The 19,316-nt window shown below is 65.0% G+C and carries 19 protein-coding genes; 2 read left to right on the top strand and 17 right to left on the bottom strand.

Features of this window, described 5'->3' with window-relative positions; genetic code table 11:
* Positions 1 to 223: 223 nt before the first annotated feature.
* From LB523_RS08205 to rsfS, 9 genes are all read right to left on the bottom strand, one after another.
* Positions 224 to 796, bottom strand: coding sequence for a hypothetical protein (locus tag LB523_RS08205; RefSeq protein WP_224602156.1), 573 nt, complete (start codon positions 794 to 796; stop codon positions 224 to 226).
* 147 nt (positions 797 to 943) lie between these two features.
* Positions 944 to 2,206, bottom strand: coding sequence for a D-amino acid dehydrogenase (locus LB523_RS08200; protein ID WP_095767221.1), 1,263 nt, complete (start codon positions 2,204 to 2,206; stop codon positions 944 to 946).
* A gap of 87 nt (positions 2,207 to 2,293) precedes the next feature.
* Positions 2,294 to 3,445: an alanine racemase gene (gene alr / locus LB523_RS08195; protein ID WP_224602153.1), complete on the bottom strand. Its 1,152-nt coding sequence runs from the start codon at positions 3,443 to 3,445 to the stop codon at positions 2,294 to 2,296.
* 76 nt (positions 3,446 to 3,521) lie between these two features.
* A complete protein-coding gene (locus tag LB523_RS08190; RefSeq protein WP_224602151.1) occupies positions 3,522 to 4,037 on the bottom strand; it encodes an RNA pyrophosphohydrolase in 516 nt (171 codons plus the stop codon).
* A gap of 162 nt (positions 4,038 to 4,199) precedes the next feature.
* The gene (locus LB523_RS08185) at positions 4,200 to 5,390 is read right to left on the bottom strand and encodes a divergent polysaccharide deacetylase family protein (protein ID WP_224602149.1); all 1,191 of its coding nucleotides are present in this window, start codon (positions 5,388 to 5,390) and stop codon (positions 4,200 to 4,202) included.
* A gap of 184 nt (positions 5,391 to 5,574) precedes the next feature.
* The gene (locus LB523_RS08180; RefSeq protein WP_176477009.1) at positions 5,575 to 6,906 is read right to left on the bottom strand and encodes a S41 family peptidase; all 1,332 of its coding nucleotides are present in this window, start codon (positions 6,904 to 6,906) and stop codon (positions 5,575 to 5,577) included.
* A 1-nt stretch (position 6,907) separates the two neighbouring features.
* Positions 6,908 to 8,242, bottom strand: coding sequence for a murein hydrolase activator EnvC family protein (locus LB523_RS08175; protein WP_224602147.1), 1,335 nt, complete (start codon positions 8,240 to 8,242; stop codon positions 6,908 to 6,910).
* A 196-nt stretch (positions 8,243 to 8,438) separates the two neighbouring features.
* Complete coding sequence (gene rlmH, locus LB523_RS08170) at positions 8,439 to 8,921, bottom strand: 23S rRNA (pseudouridine(1915)-N(3))-methyltransferase RlmH (protein ID WP_224602145.1); 483 nt, start codon at positions 8,919 to 8,921, stop codon at positions 8,439 to 8,441.
* 61 nt (positions 8,922 to 8,982) lie between these two features.
* On the bottom strand, positions 8,983 to 9,360 hold the full coding sequence (rsfS, locus tag LB523_RS08165) for a ribosome silencing factor (RefSeq protein WP_095767215.1): 378 nt from the start codon (positions 9,358 to 9,360) through the stop codon (positions 8,983 to 8,985).
* Between the two features lie 244 nt (positions 9,361 to 9,604).
* Here rsfS and LB523_RS08160 point away from each other — a divergent pair, with 244 nt between their 5' ends.
* Entirely contained in the window at positions 9,605 to 10,456 is an 852-nt protein-coding gene (locus tag LB523_RS08160) for a mechanosensitive ion channel family protein (RefSeq protein ID WP_224602412.1), read from the top strand.
* Positions 10,457 to 10,483: 27 nt separating this feature from the next.
* Here LB523_RS08160 and LB523_RS08155 read toward each other — a convergent pair whose 3' ends face one another.
* The 5 genes from LB523_RS08155 to obgE all read right to left on the bottom strand — a co-directional run bounded on the left by LB523_RS08155 (position 10,484) and on the right by obgE (position 16,307).
* Positions 10,484 to 11,770, bottom strand: a complete 1,287-nt coding sequence (locus tag LB523_RS08155; protein WP_224602142.1) for an MFS transporter — start codon at positions 11,768 to 11,770, stop codon at positions 10,484 to 10,486.
* Positions 11,771 to 11,991: 221 nt separating this feature from the next.
* Positions 11,992 to 12,579 (bottom strand): nicotinate-nucleotide adenylyltransferase, encoded by a 588-nt coding sequence (locus LB523_RS08150; RefSeq protein ID WP_224602140.1) that lies wholly within the window; start codon positions 12,577 to 12,579, stop codon positions 11,992 to 11,994.
* Positions 12,580 to 12,826: 247 nt separating this feature from the next.
* Positions 12,827 to 14,113: a glutamate-5-semialdehyde dehydrogenase gene (locus LB523_RS08145; protein ID WP_224602138.1), complete on the bottom strand. Its 1,287-nt coding sequence runs from the start codon at positions 14,111 to 14,113 to the stop codon at positions 12,827 to 12,829.
* A 20-nt stretch (positions 14,114 to 14,133) separates the two neighbouring features.
* On the bottom strand, positions 14,134 to 15,273 hold the full coding sequence (gene proB / locus LB523_RS08140; RefSeq protein ID WP_224602136.1) for a glutamate 5-kinase: 1,140 nt from the start codon (positions 15,271 to 15,273) through the stop codon (positions 14,134 to 14,136).
* A 5-nt stretch (positions 15,274 to 15,278) separates the two neighbouring features.
* Positions 15,279 to 16,307 (bottom strand): GTPase ObgE, encoded by a 1,029-nt coding sequence (obgE, locus tag LB523_RS08135; protein WP_224602134.1) that lies wholly within the window; start codon positions 16,305 to 16,307, stop codon positions 15,279 to 15,281.
* A 142-nt stretch (positions 16,308 to 16,449) separates the two neighbouring features.
* Here obgE and LB523_RS08130 point away from each other — a divergent pair, with 142 nt between their 5' ends.
* Positions 16,450 to 17,313: an endonuclease/exonuclease/phosphatase family protein gene (locus tag LB523_RS08130; protein WP_224602133.1), complete on the top strand. Its 864-nt coding sequence runs from the start codon at positions 16,450 to 16,452 to the stop codon at positions 17,311 to 17,313.
* 182 nt (positions 17,314 to 17,495) lie between these two features.
* Here LB523_RS08130 and LB523_RS08125 read toward each other — a convergent pair whose 3' ends face one another.
* The 3 genes from LB523_RS08125 to LB523_RS08115 form a co-directional block, all read right to left on the bottom strand.
* Positions 17,496 to 18,083, bottom strand: a complete 588-nt coding sequence (locus LB523_RS08125) for a GNAT family N-acetyltransferase (RefSeq protein WP_224602131.1) — start codon at positions 18,081 to 18,083, stop codon at positions 17,496 to 17,498.
* Positions 18,084 to 18,209: 126 nt separating this feature from the next.
* Positions 18,210 to 18,479, bottom strand: coding sequence for a 50S ribosomal protein L27 (rpmA, locus tag LB523_RS08120; RefSeq protein WP_095767205.1), 270 nt, complete (start codon positions 18,477 to 18,479; stop codon positions 18,210 to 18,212).
* 115 nt (positions 18,480 to 18,594) lie between these two features.
* Positions 18,595 to 19,293, bottom strand: coding sequence for a 50S ribosomal protein L21 (locus LB523_RS08115; RefSeq protein WP_224602128.1), 699 nt, complete (start codon positions 19,291 to 19,293; stop codon positions 18,595 to 18,597).
* Positions 19,294 to 19,316 lie beyond the last annotated feature (23 nt).

Raw genomic sequence — 19,316 nt, 5'->3', positions numbered from 1 at the left:
AGCGCTGCCGCGGTGCAGAATTCTGCTCAGCTGCACTCTTTGATCAGAATCACGGAATGGATTCCAGGGTCTCCGCGACGCCGCTCCGCGGCTGCTCCGCCCTGGAATGACGAGGTTGAGAGGCTTCAGCCAATTCCCAACGTCTGCGCTGATTTACCGAAATGGACGGTGAAAATCTTGCCGCTGACAAGCCCGCAACCCTTCAAATGCCTGCAGTGAGGAATTAATCCGCATCGAGCACGAAGGAACTTACGATCTTGTCGGCCTCGTCTGCAAGCGGCGCCCATTTGCGCTCTACCTCTTCGGAGTTGTCGCCCGCGACCCCGCAATCGACGAAGCCGTAATGCGAGCTGCGCAGCGTCAGCGCGATGCGGGAATGGCCGTAGAAGCTGACATTCTCGTCGGCATAGTGGAAATCCATCTCGGCCATGCGCACCGGATAGCCGTCCGGAAAATGCGCCAACCTGTCCTGGCGGAAGGCGGCCGACTCATAGGCGACGCCGACCATGGTCTGCCAGTTGCTCACCTTCCAGTCTTCCTCCATGAACGCCCTGACATCGGGCGGATTGTCGGGAGCGGTCGGATCATAGGCATTTTCCGACACGCGGCAGGTGAGCCCTCCTTCGCCGGATTTGATCTTGAGCCGAATGGTGTTGTCAAAGGCGGTTTCGCTCGCCCATTGCTCGGGATAGGTCAGCGAAAAGCCGTGCTCCTTGTCGTGAACGGTTTTGTCCGCTGCCAGCGCCGCCGGGGCGCAGGTCAGATAGGCGGCCGCCGCAAAAAGAAAAAGACGCATCCAAAGTCCCCTCGCTGCGGCCGATCCTATCACAGGCAGTTGGTCGCCGCCGCCTTGCCAGCGCCAAGCTCTACCAGCAGCTGTTCGGCGACAGCTGGGTCGGGGAAGCGTTCCGAGGCAAGCCCGCCGAAGCAGATGCAAAGCCCCTCAGATAGGTTTGAGATACCGCTCCGGGCTGAGGTCGCGCGCGTTGATCTCCGGCACCCGGTTGGACATGATGTCGGCGAGCACCTTGGCCGAGCCGCAGGCCATGGTCCAGCCGAGCGTGCCATGGCCGGTGTTGAGATAGAGGTTGGCAACCTCGCTTTGCCCAATCAAGGGCGGTCCATCCGGCGTCATCGGCCGCAAGCCGCACCAGAAGCTCGCCGCCTTGAGATCGCCGCCGCCGGGGAAGAGATCGCCGACCGAGTGTTCGAGCGTGCGGCGGCGCGATTCCTGCAGGCGAAGGTCATAGCCCGAAATCTCCGCCGTGCCGCCGACCCGGATGCGGTCGCCGAGCCTGGTGATCGCCACCTTGTAGGTCTCGTCCATGACGGTCGACACAGGCGCGGCCTCGACATTGTCGATCGGCACGGTGATCGAATAGCCCTTGACCGGATAGACCGGTATGGGCCGCCCCAGCGAGCGCATGAACTGCGCCGAATAGCTGCCCATCGCCATCACGAAGGCGTCCGCGGATTTCCATCCGCCCTCCGTGAGGACGTTGGTGAGGCGATTGCGGTTCCTGACGATGCGCCGGATGGTCGAGCCATATTCGAAGGTCACGCCGCGCGCCACGCAAAGTTCCGCGAGCTTGTCGGTGAACATCTTGCAGTCGCCGGTCTCGTCGCCCGGAAGCCTGAGGCCGCCGACGAATTTCTCGCGCACCGCCGCAAGGGCCGGCTCGGCGGCGATACAGCCGTCGCGGTCGAGGATCTCGTAAGGCACACCGTATTTCTTCAGCACCTCGACGTCGCCGCCGGTGCCGTCGAGTTGCTTTTGCTTGCGGAACAGCTGCAGCGTGCCTTTGGTCCGTTCGTCGTAGGTGATGCCGGTCGCCTCGCGCAGCGCCTTCAGCGTGTCGCGGCTGTATTCGGCAAGCGGCACCATGCGCGACTTGTTGAGCGCGTAGCGCTCGGCCGTGCAGTTGCGCAGCATCTTGAGGAGCCAGGTCCACATGTTCGGGTCGAAGGCGGGCCGCACGACCAGAGGGCCGTACTTCATCAACAGCCATTTGACGGCTTTGACCGGGATACCGGGCCCGGCCCAAGGCGAGGCATAGCCCGGCGATACTTCGCCGGCATTGGCGAAGCTGGTTTCGAGCGCCGGCCCCGGTTGGCGATCGTAGACGGTCACTTCATGACCGGCCTCGGCGAGGAAGTAGGCGGTGGTGACCCCTATCACGCCGCCGCCCAGCACGATGACTTTCATTCAAGGCTCCCTCAAAGGCCGATCATGCCGCCCGAGGCATGGCCATTCCCTGTCTGCCGGATTTTGCGGCACCCGCCAAGGGCTGCGTTATCCGCCGATGTAACGGCGGTGAAAGCGCGCGCCCAGACTAGTCAATATCTCATAGCCGATGGTACCGGCATGGCCGGCCGCGTCGTCGACGCTTTGCGACGGACCGATGAGCTCGACGAGGTCGCCTTCGCCGAGCCTACCTGCCGAAAGCGCCGAAATGTCGAGGATGATCGAGTCCATCGACACGCGCCCGACGAAGGGCAGTCGCACGCCCTCGAACCAGGCGGCCGAAGCGGCGCGACGGTGCCAGCCGTCGCCATAGCCCAGCGAAATGGTCGCGAGATCGAGCGGTCCATCCGCCTGGTGGGTATGGCCATAGCCGATGCCGGCGCCGGCGTCGACCTGCCGCGTCTGCGCCACCTTGGCTTGCAGCCGTATGACCGGCAGCATCGGATTGGGTGTGTGTGGTGTCGGGTTGACGCCGTAAAGCGCGGCTCCCGGGCGGGCAAGGTCGTAGTGATAGGCCGGCCCGAGAAAGATGCCGGACGAGTTGGCCAAGGAGGCGGGCGCCGCGGGCAGCATCCTGCGCAGCCTTTCGAATTCGTGCCGCTGCCTCTCGTTCGCCGCCTGTTGCGGCTCGTCGGCGCGGGCGAGATGGCTCATGACAAAACGAATGTCGACGCCATCGAAGGCGCCGATCTCCCCCGCGACCGCCTCGACTTCCGCCGGCGCCATGCCGAGCCTTGCCATGCCGCTGTCGACCTGGATGGCGGCGGCAAGGCTCTGGCCCATGCCTCGCGCGGTCTCGCGCCAGGCCTTAAGCTGCATGGCGCTGTTGATGACCGGCCAAAGCCCGGCCGCCGCGGCTTCCGGTTCAGAATCCGGAGGCAGCCCGTTCAGCACGAAGATGTCCGGCCCCGGGCCGATCGCCTTGCGCAGCGCGATACCTTCGCCGAGCAGCGCGACGAAGAAGATGTCGCAGCCCTCTTTCGCCAGCGCCGATGCCACTTGCGCGGCGCCAAGTCCGTAGCCGTCAGCCTTGAGCACCCCGGCGCAGCGGACGCCGTCCAGCCGCGCCTTCAGCCGGCGGTAGTTTTCCCGGATGGCCCCGAGGTCGATCGTCAGGATCGCGCCGGCGGCGGCCTCGCTCACGGTCGAGCCACTGCTTGCATTATGTGCCGGAAACCCGCGTCCGGTGTCGTCGCTCATGGCGACCCCCGCTCATTGCATCGGCAATCAATACGGCCACGGGGCGCCCGCGACAACCGGGACAGATGGAGGCCGCTCAAGGGACGAGATGCTGGAACGCCGCCACCACCTGCTCGTAGACCTTGCGCTTGAACGGCACGATCAGGTCGGGCAGCTCCCGCATCGGCCGCCAGGCCCATTCATCGAACTCGGCCTTATGGCCACCAGGAGGCGGATTGATCTCGATCTCGCCTTCGTCGCCCTCGAAGCGGTAGGCGAACCATTTCTGCGTCTGGCCGCGATAGCGGCCCTTGAAGGCGACGCCGACCAGATGCTCCGGCAGGTCGTAATTGATCCAGCGCGGCGCCTCGGCAAGCAGCGACACGCTGCGCATGCCGGTCTCCTCGTAGAGCTCGCGCCCGGCGGCCTCGATCGGCTCTTCGCCCTTGTCGATGCCGCCTTGCGGCATCTGCCAAAGCTGCGTCGTGCCGGCAAACTCGCTGTCCGGTTCGGCGATGCGGTGCCCAACCCAGACCAGACCTGCTTTGTTGAGGATCATCAGCCCGACGCACGGACGGTAAGGCAGCGTTTCGGGATCGATCTTTTTGGCCATGGGGGCAGCGTTCCGTGTGAGTAGTGAGTAGTGAGTAGTGAGTAGTGAGTGGTGAATGGTGAATGGTGAATGGTGACGGCATCAAAAACCGTGGCGCGGCACTGAAAATCTACTACTACTTACTACTTACTACTTACTATTCACCACTGACCATTCACCCAGCTAGCCTTTTTGCGGATCGATCGCCACAGCCGAGATCGGCACGATCTCGATGCCGCGCTTCTTCGCTTCGGCAATCCACGACGTCACCGTGTCGACGGTGATATCGAAGGCCGAACCGACGCCGACGGCGCTGCCCTTGGCCCGCGCCGTGGCTTCGAGGCTGTCCAGCTTCTTGAGGATTTCGCCGCGATCCTGGACGGCATCGATCGCCATGTCGCCGGCGACGAATGGCACGCCGTCCTTCAACGCCAGGTCAGGCGCCACACTGCGCGATGACGAGCCGTCATCGATGTAGGCAAGCCCCCGCTTACCGAGCTCGGCCATGAACGGTTCCATCGCCGCGGCGTCGGCCGAGAAGCGGGCGCCCATATAGTTCATGACCCCGGTATAGTTGGTCGTGCGCGACAGGGCCCAGTGCAGGCTCTTCAGGTTCTCGTCCGGGCTGGCCGCGACAGTCAGCGTGTTGCGGCCGGGATTGACGTTGGGATAATCGAACGGCTCGAGCGGCACCTGCATGACGATCTCATGCCCGCTTTGCCTTGCCGTCTGCATCCAGCGGCCGATACTGTTGCCTTGCGGCGCGAAGGCCAACGTCACTTCGGCCGGCAGCTTGGCGATCGCCGCCTGCGTGCCGGTCTGCGAGACGGCGAGCCCGCCAATGACGATCGCCACCCGTGCCCCGCGCGCGCCTGACCAAGGCCGCGCATAAACGTCGAACGGCCGCCGGCCGTCGGCGCTGCGGATCGGCAGCGGTCCGGTGTCGCCGGCCTCGATCAGCGCCCTGTCCGGGATATGGGCGACCTTGAGGTTCTGGCCGAGCGTCGACGGATCGCGAATCACGATAGCGGCCTTCGGCGGGCCGTCGCCTTCTTCGGTCTGGACGTGGATGATCTGCGGGCCGCCGCTCTTCATCGGCGTGCTGGCCTGTGGCGCCGCCGCCATCGGAGCCGGCGCGGGCGCCGCTGTCGCGGCAGGAGCAGCCTCGGCGGTGACCTTCGGCGTCGAAACGGCGACTTCTTCCGGCTTGCGGAACGGCCTTTCACGCAGCGCAATAGCGCCGGAAACACCGATCACGCCAAGCACGGCCAGCACAGCGATGAGCGAGCCGGAGCCGATGCCGCGCGAGGCCTTGCGCTGAGGTCGGATCGTCTGTCCGAGCGGGCGTTCGATGTCCTTGCCGATCTCAGCCAAGTCGTGTTTCCCCGGAAGCACGCCAGGGTCACGTTTTTCGTGACATCTCGCGTGAACTTCGCAATCGCGGGCGCGATACCCAGAAGCGTGGCGCCCCGACCGCGGTCCCCGAATCAAACTGCCGGAACCTCGCGGCCCCGGCAGCATTGCATTGCTTCTCGCAGCCGGCCAGAGCCGGACCGCATTACTGGTTCAGCACGGCCTTGTCCGGGTTCGGCGGGAACGACGGATCGGTCTTTTCGCCGCGCAGAAGCTGCTCGGCATAGATCAGCTGCAGGTCGTTCTTCGGATCCGGCGGCACATAGGCGGCCGAGCCCGAGCCGGTGGAGCTCTCGTCGGCGCCCTTGATGTGGCCCTTGAGGTCGGATTCGCCGCGGGTCAGGTCGCGGCCCTGCAGATCCGGGGGCAACGGCTGGTCGACCTTGATGTCGGGCGTGATGCCCTTGCCCTGGATCGACTTGCCCGACGGCGTGTAATAGAGCGCCGTAGTCAGCCTGAGCGCGCCGTTCTCGCCGAGCGGGATGATGGTCTGCACCGAGCCCTTGCCGAAGGACTGCGTGCCGACCACCGTAACCCGGCGCAGGTCCTGCAGCGCGCCGGCGACGATTTCCGAGGCGCTCGCCGAGCCGCCATTGACCAGCACGATCATCGGCTTGCCGTTGATGTCATCGACCTGCTTCGGCTTGGCGTCGAAGCGGGTGACGTCCTTCGGATCGCGGCCGCGCGTCGAGACGATCTCGCCGCGCTTGAGGAAGGCGTCCGACACGCTGACCGCCTGGTCGAGCAGGCCGCCCGGATTGAGGCGCAGGTCGAGCACATAGCCCTTCAGCTTGTCGTTCGGCACCTGCTTCTTGATGTTCTCGATGGCGTTCTCGAGATCGTCATAGGTCTTCTCGGTGAAGGAGGTGATCTTCATGTAGCCGATGTCGTTCTCGACCCGGTACTTCACCGCCTTGACCTTGATGATGTCGCGCACCACCGTCAGCTCGATCGGCTTGTCGGCGCCCTGGCGCAGGATGGTGAGCTTGATCGGCGTGTTGACCGGCCCGCGCATCTTCTCGACCGCGTCGTTGAGGGTGAGGCCGCGAACCTCCTCGCCGTCGATCTTGGCGATGTAATCGCCGGAAAGCACTCCCGCCTTGGCGGCCGGCGTGTCGTCGATCGGCGTGATCACCTTGACGAGGTCGTTTTCCATGGTGACCTCGATGCCGAGGCCGCCGAACTCGCCCTTTGTCTGCACGCGCATATCCTGCGCCTGCTCGGCATTCATGTAGGAGGAGTGCGGGTCGAGCGAGGACAGCATGCCGTTGATGGCGTTCTCGACCAGCGATTTATCGTCCGGCGGCGTCACATAATTGGCGCGCACGCGTTCGAAGATGTCGCCGAAGATCGCCAGCTGCTTGTAGGTTTCCGAACCCGCAGCATTCGCCGCCGAACCCGGTGCGCCGTAGACCAGGCTCATTGCCGATGCGCCCATCAGCGCGCCGGCAAACAGAAGCGACAGTTTCCGCATCATTTCACGTCCTTCCAGAAAATCGGTCCGCCCACCATGGGGCCGGATCGACGGGTTTTCCATCCTTGCGGAACTCAACATAGAGTTCCAGCGCCGCATTTCCATTTCGCGAGGCCGAGGTGCTTGCCACCCGGGCCTCTCCCATCGCGCCGATCGGCTCTCCTGCGAGCACCGACTGTCCGGTCGCGACGCTGATTCTGCTCATCCCCGCCAGAACGACATGATACCCGTCGCCTGCGTTGAGGATCAAGAGTTGACCATAGGAGCGAAACGGCCCCGCATAAAGCACGTTTCCATCCGCCGGCGCGGTGACGATGGCTCCCGATTGTGTCGCAACCATGTCGCCTTGCATCGCCGCGCCATTGCCGTCGTCGGCGCCGAAACGCAGCTTGATCTTGCCGATGACCGGCAGCGCGATCTGGCCTTGCAATGCCGAGAACGGCGCCGATCCAGTGAGACGGTTCGCTTCCGGCACCGGCAGCGCAGCGAGCTCGGTGGTCGAGGCCGTGGTGTCGTTGTCCGCCGATTTGCGCTCGCCCGCCTTGGCCTGGTCCTGCGCCTTGCGCGCCTTGTCGGCCTCCAGCGAGGCGATCAGGTCCTTGAGGCTGCTCGCCTTCGCCGCCAGCTGCTGCGAGTGCTGCTGCTCTGCCGCCATCGCGGCCTGGGTATCGGCCTGCAGTTTTTTCTTGGCTTCGAGCAGCATGGTGAGCCGCTTCTTCTCGGCGGTCTGGTCGGTGACGGCGGTGGTGAGCCTGGCCCGCTCGGCCTCGATCGATGCCGTTACACGCGTCTGCTCCTTGAGGTCGGCCATCAGCCGATCGGTCTGCTGGCGCAGTTCCGGCACCACGGCGCCGAGCAGGATGGCGCTGCGCACCGACGACAGCGCATCCTCGGGCTTGACCAGGATCGCCGGCGGCGGATTGAGCCCCATGCGCTGCAATGCGCCGAGCACTTCGGCCAGCACGTCGCGCCGCGCCATGAGCGAGGCACGCAGCTTATTTTGCTCGGCCTTCAGCCCTTCGAGCTTGGCGCCGATGTCCTCGATGTCCTGACCGAGCTTCTGCTCCGTCATCGCCGACTGGATGAGCGCCGCGGTGATCGAAGCATAGTCCTTGCGCACCGAAGCGATGTCGGCGGCGAGCTTGCCCAGCCGCTCCGACGAGAGCGTGATCTCCTTGGAAACCTGCTCGTATTCGGCCCGGCTCTGATCCGGGTCGGGCGCAAGGTCGAGCGAATTTTCGGCCGCCTGGACCGGACCGAGCGCGACCAGGGCGGCGACAAGGGTCAAGCCGCAGCGGCCGCGCCAGGCGCGCGTAATCGGGTACCAGCCTTCAGACATCAGGCCCCTAACCTATCCGCCGCTTCGTTAACGAACCATCAACCATGTTGAAAGCGCCGCTCAGAGCAATTCCAGGAAAAGTGCGTAACGGTTTTCCGTCCGGGATTGCGTAAAACAGAATACCCCGTTGCCGCGCGATTGAGGCAGAAATCCTGGCGTGGGCCGGCAATCCCCAGCTTCTTGGCCGTCGAGCCATTCACGATCGATGATACGGGTGACCCGCCAGGATCGTCGCGATCCGGTAAAGCTGCTCGCCCAGCATGACGCGCACCAGCTGGTGCGGCCAAGTCAGCGCGCCGAAGGATAGCGTAAGATCGGCTTGCTCGCGCAAGGATCTGTCATGGCCGTCGGCACCGCCGATCGCGACGACCAGCGCCTTGCGGCCGCCGTCCCGCAACTGTGCGATGCGGGCGGCCAGGTCTTCCGAGGAAAGCGACTTGCCGCGTTCGTCGAGCAGGATGAGAACAGCGCCCGACTGCAATTGCGCCTGCAGCCTCTGGGCTTCCTCGCGGCGGCGCTCGTCGGCGCTCTGTCCGCGGCTCTCGGGGATTTCGACAATGCCGGCAAACTCCAGCCCGACCGCGGGCCCGCTCTTGGCGAAGCGCTCGAAATAGCGGTCGGCGAGTTCTCTCTCGGGGCCGGTCTTCATCCGGCCCACGGCATGAACGGTGATCTTCATCCTCGCCCCGGCGAGCTTGTCCTAACGCGCACCGTGACGGTCACGGCACGCGGATCAAGGCTCAGTGCAAGGTCTCTTCCTCCAGGTCCGGCGCCTGCCACATCTTTTCGAGATTGTAGAATTCGCGGACTTCGGGGCGGAAGACATGGACGATGATGTCGCCCGAATCGATCAGGACCCAGTCGGCGCTGGCCAGCCCCTCGACGCGCGCATTGCCGAGGCCGGCATCCTTCAGCGCCTTGAGGAGATGATCGGCGACAGCCGAGACATGACGGTGCGATCGGCCCGAGGCGATGACCATATAGTCGCCGAGGCTCGATTTTCCCTGGATGTCGATTGAGACGATGTTTTCGGCCTTGGAGTCTTCCAGACTGGCAAGGACTGTGTCGATGGCGAGGGACGCGGCGTCGTTTCCGCTGATCCCTGCCGGCGAAGGCATGATGTCAGCCTTCTTCCGCAGTGCTGTTCTCAGTGTGTTTCCTTTCCCAACAAGAACAACCAAATCACCAGGCAAATCAGGTGACACCACTTAGATAGGCAGAGTTCCGTTGCAGTTTCAAGACGGGCGCCTTCGAAGCGTGATCTCCGCGCGATGTTGAGGAGGCGCTCCGCCAAGCCGCAAAAGGCGGGAACCGATGCCAGACGCACGGGTTATCGGCGCATTGACCAACGGGATACCCGCCATGCCCACCGACCCGCAAAGCGCCCTCATTACCATCCAGGCCGGGCTTGCGCAGCTGAGCACGCTGATTGTTTCCTATTCCTTCTCGGCCATCGGCGCCGTCATCCTTCTGGTCGTCGGCTATCTTGTCGCCGGGCTTGCCGAGCGCTCGATCTATGCCGGCCTCGGCCATATCCACGGCTTCGATGAGACGTTGCGGCATTTCTTCTCACAGGTCGTGCGCTACGCCATCCTGATCCTCGTCGTCATCATGGTGCTCGGCCAATTCGGCGTGCAGACCGCCTCCATCATTGCCGCCATCGGCGCTGCCGGCCTGGCCATCGGGCTGGCGCTGCAGGGCACGCTGCAGAACATCGCCGCCGGCATCATGCTTTTGGCGCTGAGACCCTTTCGCATCGGCGAAAATGTCGAGGTCGGCTCGATTGCCGGCAAGGTCGAGGAGATCGGCCTGTTTGCCACCAAGCTGCGCACCGTCGAAGGCGTCTACATACTGGCGCCCAATTCGACGCTGTGGAACCAGCCGGTGCGCAATTTCACCCGCAACGGCGTGCGGCGCACCGACGTCACCTTGAGCATCGGCTCGTGGAATGACATCGACCGCGCGCAAAAGACGCTGCTTGCCATCGCCGCCGCCGAAAAGCGCATCCGGCGCGAACCGGCGCCGATCGCCTTCGTGGCCAGTCTCGGCGACACCACCGTTTCACTCACCTTGCGCTACTGGACGTCGGCCGCCGACTATTTCTCGACCCAGATCGACATGACCAAGCGCGCCAAGCAGGCTTTCGATACCGAGGGCATCTCGATCCCGCTGCCGCCTCCGGAAATGCCGGCGCCGGAGGCGCGCAAGCAATAGTCTCACCGGTTCTTCAGTGCCGGTTCTTCACTTGGAAGTGACCGACTCATCCTGCGCGAAGGCAAGCTCCACCGGCAGGGGCGTCTGCGCCGACATCGGCGCGAAACTGCCGCTTATGGCCGCGGGTGTCGGCCGGCCGGCCATCACGCGCCACAGCACGAACAGGCAGAAGGCCGATGCGATGACGATGCCGACATAGATGAAGGTCGCGGTGCCGAAGACGGCGGAAAGCGCCGTCACGATGCCGGGCACGATGAAGCCGGCCAGCGACCAGGCGAACAGCATCGAGCTCGACAGCGCCAGAAGCTCGTCCTTGCCGGCGCGGTCGGCGGCATGCGCGCTGGAGAGCGCGTAGATCGATTCCGACGCTCCGTCCCAGATGAGATAGATCACCACCAGCGCCATCAGCGCGCCGCCGTCGAAGACGATCGCAAGCACGCTGGCGATCGCCGCGAGCGCCGCCGCGCCCGCCAGCACGTAGCGCCGGTCGGTGCGGTCGGATATCCAGCCGAGCGGAATCTGCAGGATCAGCGTGCCGACCGGCATCGCCGACAACAGCAGCGCGACGTCGGCCTGGCTGTAGCCCTTGGCGGTGGCATGGATCGGCGCGAAGCCGGAGACGATCATCGACAGGCCGCCGACGGCGAGCATGCCGGCGACACCGACCGGCGAGATGCGCCAGGCGCGGCGAAGCGCCACCGATGCGGCCTGCGGCGCCGGCGGCTGCGCCAGCCGCGTCATGCCGACCGGCAGGATGGAAAGCGCCGTGAAGGTGATGCCGATCAGCGCCGCCGCGGCCGTGTGGATGTCGATCGCGGCGAGCGTCGCATAACCCACGCCTAGCCCGCCTATATAGGCGACATAGAACACCGCCATCACCCGGCCGCGGATCGAATTCGGCAAGGCATCGTTCAGCCAGCTCTGCGCGACGATGAACAGCCCGCAGATGGCGAAGCCGTAAAGCGCCCGCGCGGCGATCCATAAAAGCGGTATCGGCCCGGCGCCGATCGCGGCATTGGAAAGCGCGATCAGCGCCGAAAGCACCATGAAGGCGCGGGCGTGACCCACTCGCTTGACGAGCGGCCCGGTCAGGATGCAGCCGGCCAGCCCGCCGGCCGAAAGCCCGGTGACGATCAGCCCGGCCCAGGTCGGGTCGAACCCGTCGGCGCCGAGGCGCACCGGGATATAAGCGAACATCAGTCCATTGCCGATCGCGATCAGCGCCATCGACACGATGACGCTGGCAATGGCGATCAACGGCGCCGATTGCGCGGCGCGGGCGGGTTCGGTTGTGGTGGGGTTCTGCTTCAGCATGCTTGTGCAGCTTGGTCTACGGACAGGAAAAAAGCCGCCGTAAAAGCGACATGGCCGGACTTCCCCTCCCCCCTTGTGGGGGAAGGTGGATTGCCGCGAAGCGGCAAGACGGATGAGGGGTGTTCCAGCGGAGTGAGATCGGCGTTCCCTGGAACACCCCTCATCCGTCTCGGCGCTGCGCGCCGATCCACCTTCTCCCACAAGGGGAGAAGGTAAAAGCCCTACCCCTTCGCCGCCTTGCGGAGCGCGGTGGAGGAGAGCGAGGAGCGCGGACCGTGGATGAAGGTCCAGGCAGGCGCCGGCATGCGGGCAAGCAGCGGCGCGTCGCCCTCGTCGATACGGGCATAGTCGAAGGTTTTGGCGACGACCGACGACAGGAAGGAGAGCGTCGCGCCCGGGCGATCGATGACCGCGATCGGGAAGGTCAGCACGATCTCGCGCCAGCGCTGCCAGCGGTGGAACTCGCGCAATGAGTCCGCGCCCATGATCCAGACGAAATCCACGCCCGGGTTGCGCGCCTTGACCAGGGCAAGCGTGTCGGCGGTGTAGCGCGCATGCTGCGCCGCCTCGAAGGCGGTTACCTTGATCTTCGGGTTCCTGGCGATCTTTTCGGACAGCTCGACACGCTCGGCGAGCGGCGCCAGTTCGCGCGCGCTTTTCAGCGGGTTGCCGGGCGTCACCATCCACCAAAGCTGGTCGAGCGCGAGCCTTCTCAACGCGATCTCGGCGACCAGCGCATGGCCGGCATGCGGCGGATTGAACGAGCCGCCGAACAAACCGACCGTCAGCCCCCTGGCGGCATGGGGCATGCGGAGGTAGCGAGCGGGAACGATGGGCTGAGGGGACGAAAGCATGGTGCTAGGCCCCCCTCTCTGGCCTGCCGGCCATCTCCCCCTCAAGGGGGGAGATCAGATGTCGCCGCGACTTTCGCCAATCACCGGCGTTGCAAGCCGAGCGCCGGCGCCGAAGCTGCCAATCTCCCCCCTTGAGGGGGAGATGGCCGGCAGGCCAGAGGGGGGGGCCTTGGCGCAAAGCCTCACACTCTAGCGGCAAGCGTCAAGGCCTCACCTGTCCAGACCCGCGCACGCGGTATTTGAACGAGGTGAGCTGCTCGACACCGACCGGTCCGCGTGCATGCATCTTGCCGGTGGCGATGCCGATCTCGGCGCCCATGCCGAACTCACCGCCATCGGCGAACTGCGTCGAGGCATTGTGCAGCAGGATCGCCGAGTCGATCTCGTTGAAAAAGCGCTCAACCGCAGCCGTATCCTCGGCGACGATCGCCTCGGTGTGGTGCGAGGAAAACGTCTCGATATGCTCGATCGCGCCGGCGATGCCGTCGACCAGCTTCACCGCGATGACGGCGTCGAGATATTCCGTCACCCAGTCGGCATCGGTCGCCGGGCTGGCGTCGGCGAAAGCCTTCATCACCTCGGCGTCGGCGTGGATCTCGCAGCCGGCAGCGCGCAGCGCTTCCAGGATCGGCACCAGATGCGTGGAGGCCGCCGCGCGGTCGACCAGCAAGGTCTCGGCCGCGCCGCACACGCCTGTGCGCCGCATCTTGGCGTTGACGGCGATATTGACCGCCATGTCGAGATCGGCCGAGCGGTCGACATAGAGATGGCAGATGCCTTCGAGATGCGCGAAGACCGGTATCCGCGCCTCGGTCTGCACGCGCCCGACCAGGCTTTTGCCGCCGCGCGGGATGATGACGTCGAGATTGCCGCCCAGACCTTTCAGCATCTCGCCGACGGCGGCGCGGTCGGTGGTCGGCACCAGCTGGATGGCGTCCCGCGGCAGGCCAGCGGCCTTCAGCCCCTCGATCATGCAGGCGTGGATCGCGGCCGAGGAATTGAGCGAGTCCGAGCCGCCGCGCAGGATCACCGGATTGCCCGCCTTGAGGCAGAGCGCGCCGGCGTCCGCCGTCACATTCGGGCGGCTTTCATAGATGACGCCGATGACGCCGAGCGGCGTACGCACGCGTTCGATGCGGAGCCCATTCGGCCGGTCCCAGGCCGCAATGGTTTCGCCGACCGGATCCTTGAGCGCGGCGATCTCGCGGATGCCGTCGGCCATCGCCTTGATGCGCGAGGGATTGAGCTTCAGTCGGTCCATAAACGAACCCGACAGGCCGGCCTCCTCGCCATTCGACGTATCGATGGTGTTGGCGTCGAGAATGGCCTGCTCGTTGCGCAGGATGGCTTCGGCCATGGCAACCAGCGCATCGTTCTTGGCCCTGCTGGAAGCGACGGCCAACGGTCGGGCGGCGGCGCGAGCGCGACGGCCGATATCGGCCATCAGTGCCACAGTGTCTTCGCCGGACTTTTCATGCAGCTTCAGCATGGTTCATCCCTCCGCCCCATCTAGTCGTCGGCCAATACTTGGTCGCCGGCAACGCTTACCACCAGGTCGTCGCGATGGATCATCGCCGATCGCGCCTCGTAGCCGAGCACGTTTTCGATCTCGGCCGTCTTCAGGCCTGCGATTCTTACGGCATCGGCGGCATCGTAGGCAACCAGGCCGCGCGCGATCTCGCGGCCCTCCGGAGACAGGATCGCCACCGTATCGCCGCGCGAGAAATTGCCGCTGACCAGCTTGACGCCGGCAGCCAGCAGCGACTTGCCCGACATGAGCGCACCGACGGCGCCGGCATCGACGGTGAGCCGGCCGGCCGGTTCGAGCTGCCCGGCGATCCAGGTCTTGTAACCCTTCACCGGATTGGGGCTCGGCCTGAAAAAGGTCGAGCGTTCGCCGCGTTCGATCGCCATCAGCGGCGACAGCCTGGTGCCAGAGGTGATGATCATGGCGGTGCCGGCGGCATTGGCGATCTTGCCGGCGTCGAGCTTGGTGCGCATGCCGCCGCGCGACAGTTCGGACGCGGCCGCGCCCGCCATCGCCTCGATATCCGGCGTGATGCGGTCGACCACCGGGATGAACTTCGCTTGCGGATCCTTGGCCGGCGGCGCCGTGTAGAGCCCGTCAATGTCGGAAAGCAGCACCAGCAGGTCGGCGCCCATCATCGTCGCCACCCGCGCCGCCAGCCGATCGTTGTCGCCATAGCGGATTTCGGACGTCGCCACCGTGTCGTTCTCGTTGATGACCGGCACCGCCTTCATCTTGAGCAGGGTCGAGATCGTCGCGCGCGCGTTGAGATAGCGGCGGCGTTCCTCCGTATCGCCGAGGGTCAAAAGGATCTGGCCCGACTTCAGCCCGTCCTTGCCGAGCGCGTCCGACCAGGCGCCGGCAAGCGCGATCTGACCGACGGCGGCCGCCGCCTGGCTCTCCTCGAGCTTCAGCGCGCGTCTGCCGAGGCCGAGAATGGTGCGCCCGAGCGCGATGGCGCCCGAGGAGACGACGAGCACCTCCGCGCCCGCATCGGCAAGCACCGCAATGTCGCCGGCAAGCGAGGTCAGCCAGTCGCGCTTCAAACCTGTCGCGCGGTCGACGAGCAGCGCCGAACCGATCTTCACTGTGATGCGCCGGTATGATTTCAGCGATCTCATCGGTCTTATCGCCAGCGTGTGTCGACAGGCGCCGGAACGGCATCGCGCGCTTCTGCGACCACCGCCATCAGCGCGCGCAGCACGGCCTCGACGCCTTCGCCGGTGACGGCCGAGACAAGCATCGGCGCGCGGCCGGCGGCACGCTTCAGCGAGGCCGCCTTTTTCTTGCGGGCGTCCGCGTCGAGAATGTCGACCTGGCTGAGCGCGACGATCTCAACCTTGTCGGTCAGCCCATGGCCATAGGCATCGAGCTCGGCGCGCACCGTCTTGTAGGCTTTGCCCGGATTTTCTTCCTGCGCGGAGACGAGGTGCAGCAGCACGCGCGTGCGCTCGACATGGCCGAGGAAGCGGTCGCCGATGCCCACCCCCTCATGCGCCCCCTCGATCAGGCCGGGGATGTCGGCGAGCACGAATTCGCGGCCGTCGATGCGGGCGACGCCGAGGCCTGGATAGAGCGTGGTGAACGGATAGTCGGCGATCTTCGGCTTGGCCGCGGTGACGGCCGCAAGGAAGGTCGACTTGCCGGCGTTGGGCAGGCCGACTAGGCCGGCGTCGGCGATCAGCTTGAGCCGGAGCCAGATGCTCAGCTCCTCGCCCGGCAGGCCGGGATTGGCGCGCCGCGGCGCCTGGTTGGTCGAGGTCTTGAAATGCTGGTTGCCGAAGCCGCCATTGCCGCCCTTGGCAAGCAGGAAGCGCTGGCCGACGACGGTCAGGTCGCAGATCAGCGTCTCATTGTCCTCGGCAAAGATCTGGGTGCCGGCCGGCACTTTCAGCGTGATGTCGGCGCCCTTGGCCCCGGTCATGTTGCGGCCCATGCCGTGCATGCCGGTCTTGGCCTTGAAATGCTGCTGGTAGCGATAGTCGATCAGCGTGTTCAGCCCGTCGACCGCTTCCGCCCACACATCGCCGCCGCGGCCGCCATCGCCGCCATCGGGCCCGCCGAACTCGATGAATTTTTCACGCCGGAACGACACCGAACCGGCACCGCCATCGCCGGAACGGATGTAAACCTTGGCTTGGTCGAGGAATTTCATCGTTTCAAGTTTCTGCTATTGCACTTGCGGGATTGCTCTAAACCAAGGCAGAGCCGAGGGCGAGGCCGAATTGCGACTAAAGCGCCGGATGCCCTTTCGGCGCGCACGCGGTAGCACTGGCGGGGATTAAAGGGGCGCGGGAATGAAGATTTTTTCCTACAACATCCAATACGGCATCGGCCTCGACCGCAAATACGATGTCGGGCGCATCGCCGACGCCGTGCGCGGTGCCGACGTGATCGCGCTGCAGGAAGTGACCCGCAACAACCCGCGCAACGGCGACCGCGACATGGTGGCCGAGATCAGCGAGGCGCTGCCCGATTATTTTGCCGCCTATGGCAGCAATTTCGAGGTCAATATCGGCTCTCGTCTGGAGAACGGCCGCGCCATCTCGACCTCCTTCCAGCTCGGCAACATGGTGCTGTCGAGGACACCCATTCATCTGTCGCGCAATCTCCTTTTGCCGCGCAGTCGCAGCCTCGAGGCCATGAACTTCCAGCGCGGCGCGCTCGAAGCGCTGATCGAGACGCCGCTCGGCTTCATCCGCTTCTATTCCACCCATCTCGACCACCGCAGCCCGGTCGAGCGCCAGAGCCAGATCCGCTTCCTGCGCCAGCGCCTCTTGAACTATGCGCTCGAAGGCGGCGGGCTGTCGGGCATTCCCGAGATCGGCCTGCCGGACCTGCCCTATCCGGAAGCCTTCATCGTCATGGGCGACTTCAACATGCTGCCGGGCTCGCCGGAATATGTCGAGCTCGCCGGCCGCCCGGACCATGAGTTCGGCATGCCGCTGACCGCCGATCTCGCCGTCGACGTCGCCCAGCGCCTTGCCGTCGCCGACCTCGTCACCTGGGTCGATCCCGACCGCCCAGACGACAAAAACCGCCACAAACGCATCGACTACATCTTCACCAGCGCCTCGCTGGCCAGATCGCTGAAGCGTCTATGGTCCGACCGGGACGCCGTCGGCTCCGATCACCTGCCGCTCTGGGCCGAGCTGGGCTGAATTCTGAACTCCCCCTCATCCGGCCGCTTCGCGGCCACCTCCTCCCCAAGGGGAGAAGAGATTGACGCCAGCCCTTACCTGCTCCTCTCCCCTCGGGGAGGGTCGGATTGTCCCGAATTGCCCGTCGCAATTCGGCTGGCAATCCGGGTGAGGGGGCGCCGCTCAACCTTCCGAAGCACCTATCAATAATGGATCCAGTTGCGCAGACTGTTCCACGTCTTGCGATCAAGGCGATACCGCTCGACCGGCACCTGCCCCGCGACGATCGAGTTCAGCATGCCCTGGCCGGCATACTGGAAGCCGCATTTGTGGATGACCCGGCGCGAGGCCGGATTGATCACTCTTGTCGAGGCATGCAGCACCTGGATCGAGGTCCGCTGGAAGGCGAGGTCGACCAGGACGTGCGCGGCCTCGGTGGCATAGCCGCGCTTCCAGTAAGGCTCGCCGATCCAGTAGCCCAGTTCCAGGCCGCGATCGGTGGTGTTGAGCCCGGCGCAGCCGACGAAGGTGCCGGTATCCTTGAGCGTCAGGGCATAGACGATGCCGGCGCGGCGCGACGCCGCCATGGCGAGGAAGGTCCGGCCCTCGGCTTCGCCATAAGGATGCGGCATGCGGGCCAGCATTTCGGCGACATGCCGGTTGTCGGCCAGCGTGACGAGTTGCTCCAGATCGCTCTCGCGCGGGGCGCGCATGGCCAGACGCTCGGTGGCCAGCACCGGGCAATCGATCGCGTAACTTTCGTCTTCGGAGTCTTCCGCTTCGGCAACCATTTTAGTCCTCCAGGGCAAGAAAAAATGAAAAAGGAGAGAGGGCAAACCCATCTCTCCTGATCCTTTTCCTGGCCTGGCCAGACACCGGTTCCCGAGATGGGCGCCGGTGTTATGGTGCGGAACCGGCTACTCCGCTGCTTTGGTAATCGGGTTCACCGATACGTAGGTTCGGCCGTTGGCTTTCTTGTTGAAGGTGACTGCGCCGGCTTCGAGCGCAAAAAGGGTGTGGTCCGTGCCCATGCCAACATTGGTGCCCGGATGCCATTGCGTGCCGCGCTGACGAATGATGATGTTGCCGGCGATGACGGCTTCGCCGCCGAACTTCTTCACGCCGAGACGCTTGGAGTGCGAATCGCGACCGTTGCGCGACGAACCGCCAGCTTTCTTGTGTGCCATTTGACTAACTCCGATGCGCCCTGAGGCGCTTGAATGGTCTTATGAACGCGTTCGCGTTCCGTTTCAAGTGCGCACCGGCGACGATTGTCGCCGGGCCATCTTATTTCAACCTGCCTTACTTCTTCGCCAGTTCCTTGGCCTGCTCGCGCCAGTCCTTGATCTGGTCGGCGCTGAACGGCATGTGCTCGTCGATCTTGGCGACGTCCTTGTCGGTGAGCTTGGCGAGCTGCGCGAAGGTGACGATGCCCTGCTCGGCGAGGTCCTTCGCCGCGACCGGGCCGATGCCCTTGATCACGGTCAGGTCGTCCGGCTCGCCCTTCGGCGCCTTGAACAGCGGCGCGGCCTTTGCCTCTTCGCCGGAAGCGGCCTCAGACTTGGGCTCCTTCTTGGCCTTGGCCTCCTTCGGAGCGGCTTCGGCCTTTGCCTCGGCGGCGACTTCCGCCTTGGCTTCGGGGGCCTTTGCCTCGGTCTTGGCGGCGGCCTTCTTCGACGGCTTGGCGCCGCCCAGCAGGATCTCGGCGATCCTGACGGTGGTCAAAAGCTGGCGGTGGCCGATCTTGCGGCGCGAATTCTGGCGGCGGCGCTTCTTGAAAGCGATGACGGTGCGGTTCTTGCCCTGCTCGACGACTTCCGCCGTGACCAGAGCGCCATCGACGAACGGCGCGCCGAAGGTGACATTCTCGCCCTCGCCATGCGCGAGCACATTGCCGATCTCGACGATATCGCCGACCTTGGCTTCGAGTTTCTCGATCTTCAGGAGATCGTTGGCGGCGACGCGATACTGCTTGCCGCCCGTTTTGATGACTGCGAACATTTTTTGCCTTTCGCTGTTCGGTC

Source organism: Mesorhizobium sp. ESP-6-4, assembly GCF_020164735.1.
Taxonomy (GTDB): Bacteria; Pseudomonadota; Alphaproteobacteria; order Rhizobiales; family Rhizobiaceae; genus Mesorhizobium.
This window is presented reverse-complemented; position numbering and strand designations above follow the sequence as displayed.

Coding starts and splice junctions, on each gene's coding strand:
- proB (WP_224602136.1), bottom strand. CDS start 15,273: ATGAGATCGCTGAAATCATACCGGCGCATCACAGTGAAGATCGGTTCG.
- LB523_RS08175 (WP_224602147.1), bottom strand. CDS start 8,242: ATGTCTGAAGGCTGGTACCCGATTACGCGCGCCTGGCGCGGCCGCTGC.
- obgE (WP_224602134.1), bottom strand. CDS start 16,307: ATGAAATTCCTCGACCAAGCCAAGGTTTACATCCGTTCCGGCGATGGC.
- LB523_RS08160 (WP_224602412.1), top strand. CDS start 9,605: ATGCCCACCGACCCGCAAAGCGCCCTCATTACCATCCAGGCCGGGCTT.
- LB523_RS08125 (WP_224602131.1), bottom strand. CDS start 18,083: ATGGTTGCCGAAGCGGAAGACTCCGAAGACGAAAGTTACGCGATCGAT.
- rsfS (WP_095767215.1), bottom strand. CDS start 9,360: ATGCCTTCGCCGGCAGGGATCAGCGGAAACGACGCCGCGTCCCTCGCC.
- rlmH (WP_224602145.1), bottom strand. CDS start 8,921: ATGAAGATCACCGTTCATGCCGTGGGCCGGATGAAGACCGGCCCCGAG.
- LB523_RS08115 (WP_224602128.1), bottom strand. CDS start 19,293: ATGTTCGCAGTCATCAAAACGGGCGGCAAGCAGTATCGCGTCGCCGCC.
- LB523_RS08200 (WP_095767221.1), bottom strand. CDS start 2,206: ATGAAAGTCATCGTGCTGGGCGGCGGCGTGATAGGGGTCACCACCGCC.
- LB523_RS08180 (WP_176477009.1), bottom strand. CDS start 6,906: ATGATGCGGAAACTGTCGCTTCTGTTTGCCGGCGCGCTGATGGGCGCA.
- alr (WP_224602153.1), bottom strand. CDS start 3,445: ATGAGCGACGACACCGGACGCGGGTTTCCGGCACATAATGCAAGCAGT.
- LB523_RS08145 (WP_224602138.1), bottom strand. CDS start 14,113: ATGCTGAAGCTGCATGAAAAGTCCGGCGAAGACACTGTGGCACTGATG.
- LB523_RS08150 (WP_224602140.1), bottom strand. CDS start 12,579: ATGCCCCATGCCGCCAGGGGGCTGACGGTCGGTTTGTTCGGCGGCTCG.
- LB523_RS08130 (WP_224602133.1), top strand. CDS start 16,450: ATGAAGATTTTTTCCTACAACATCCAATACGGCATCGGCCTCGACCGC.
- LB523_RS08205 (WP_224602156.1), bottom strand. CDS start 796: ATGCGTCTTTTTCTTTTTGCGGCGGCCGCCTATCTGACCTGCGCCCCG.
- LB523_RS08190 (WP_224602151.1), bottom strand. CDS start 4,037: ATGGCCAAAAAGATCGATCCCGAAACGCTGCCTTACCGTCCGTGCGTC.
- rpmA (WP_095767205.1), bottom strand. CDS start 18,479: ATGGCACACAAGAAAGCTGGCGGTTCGTCGCGCAACGGTCGCGATTCG.
- LB523_RS08155 (WP_224602142.1), bottom strand. CDS start 11,770: ATGCTGAAGCAGAACCCCACCACAACCGAACCCGCCCGCGCCGCGCAA.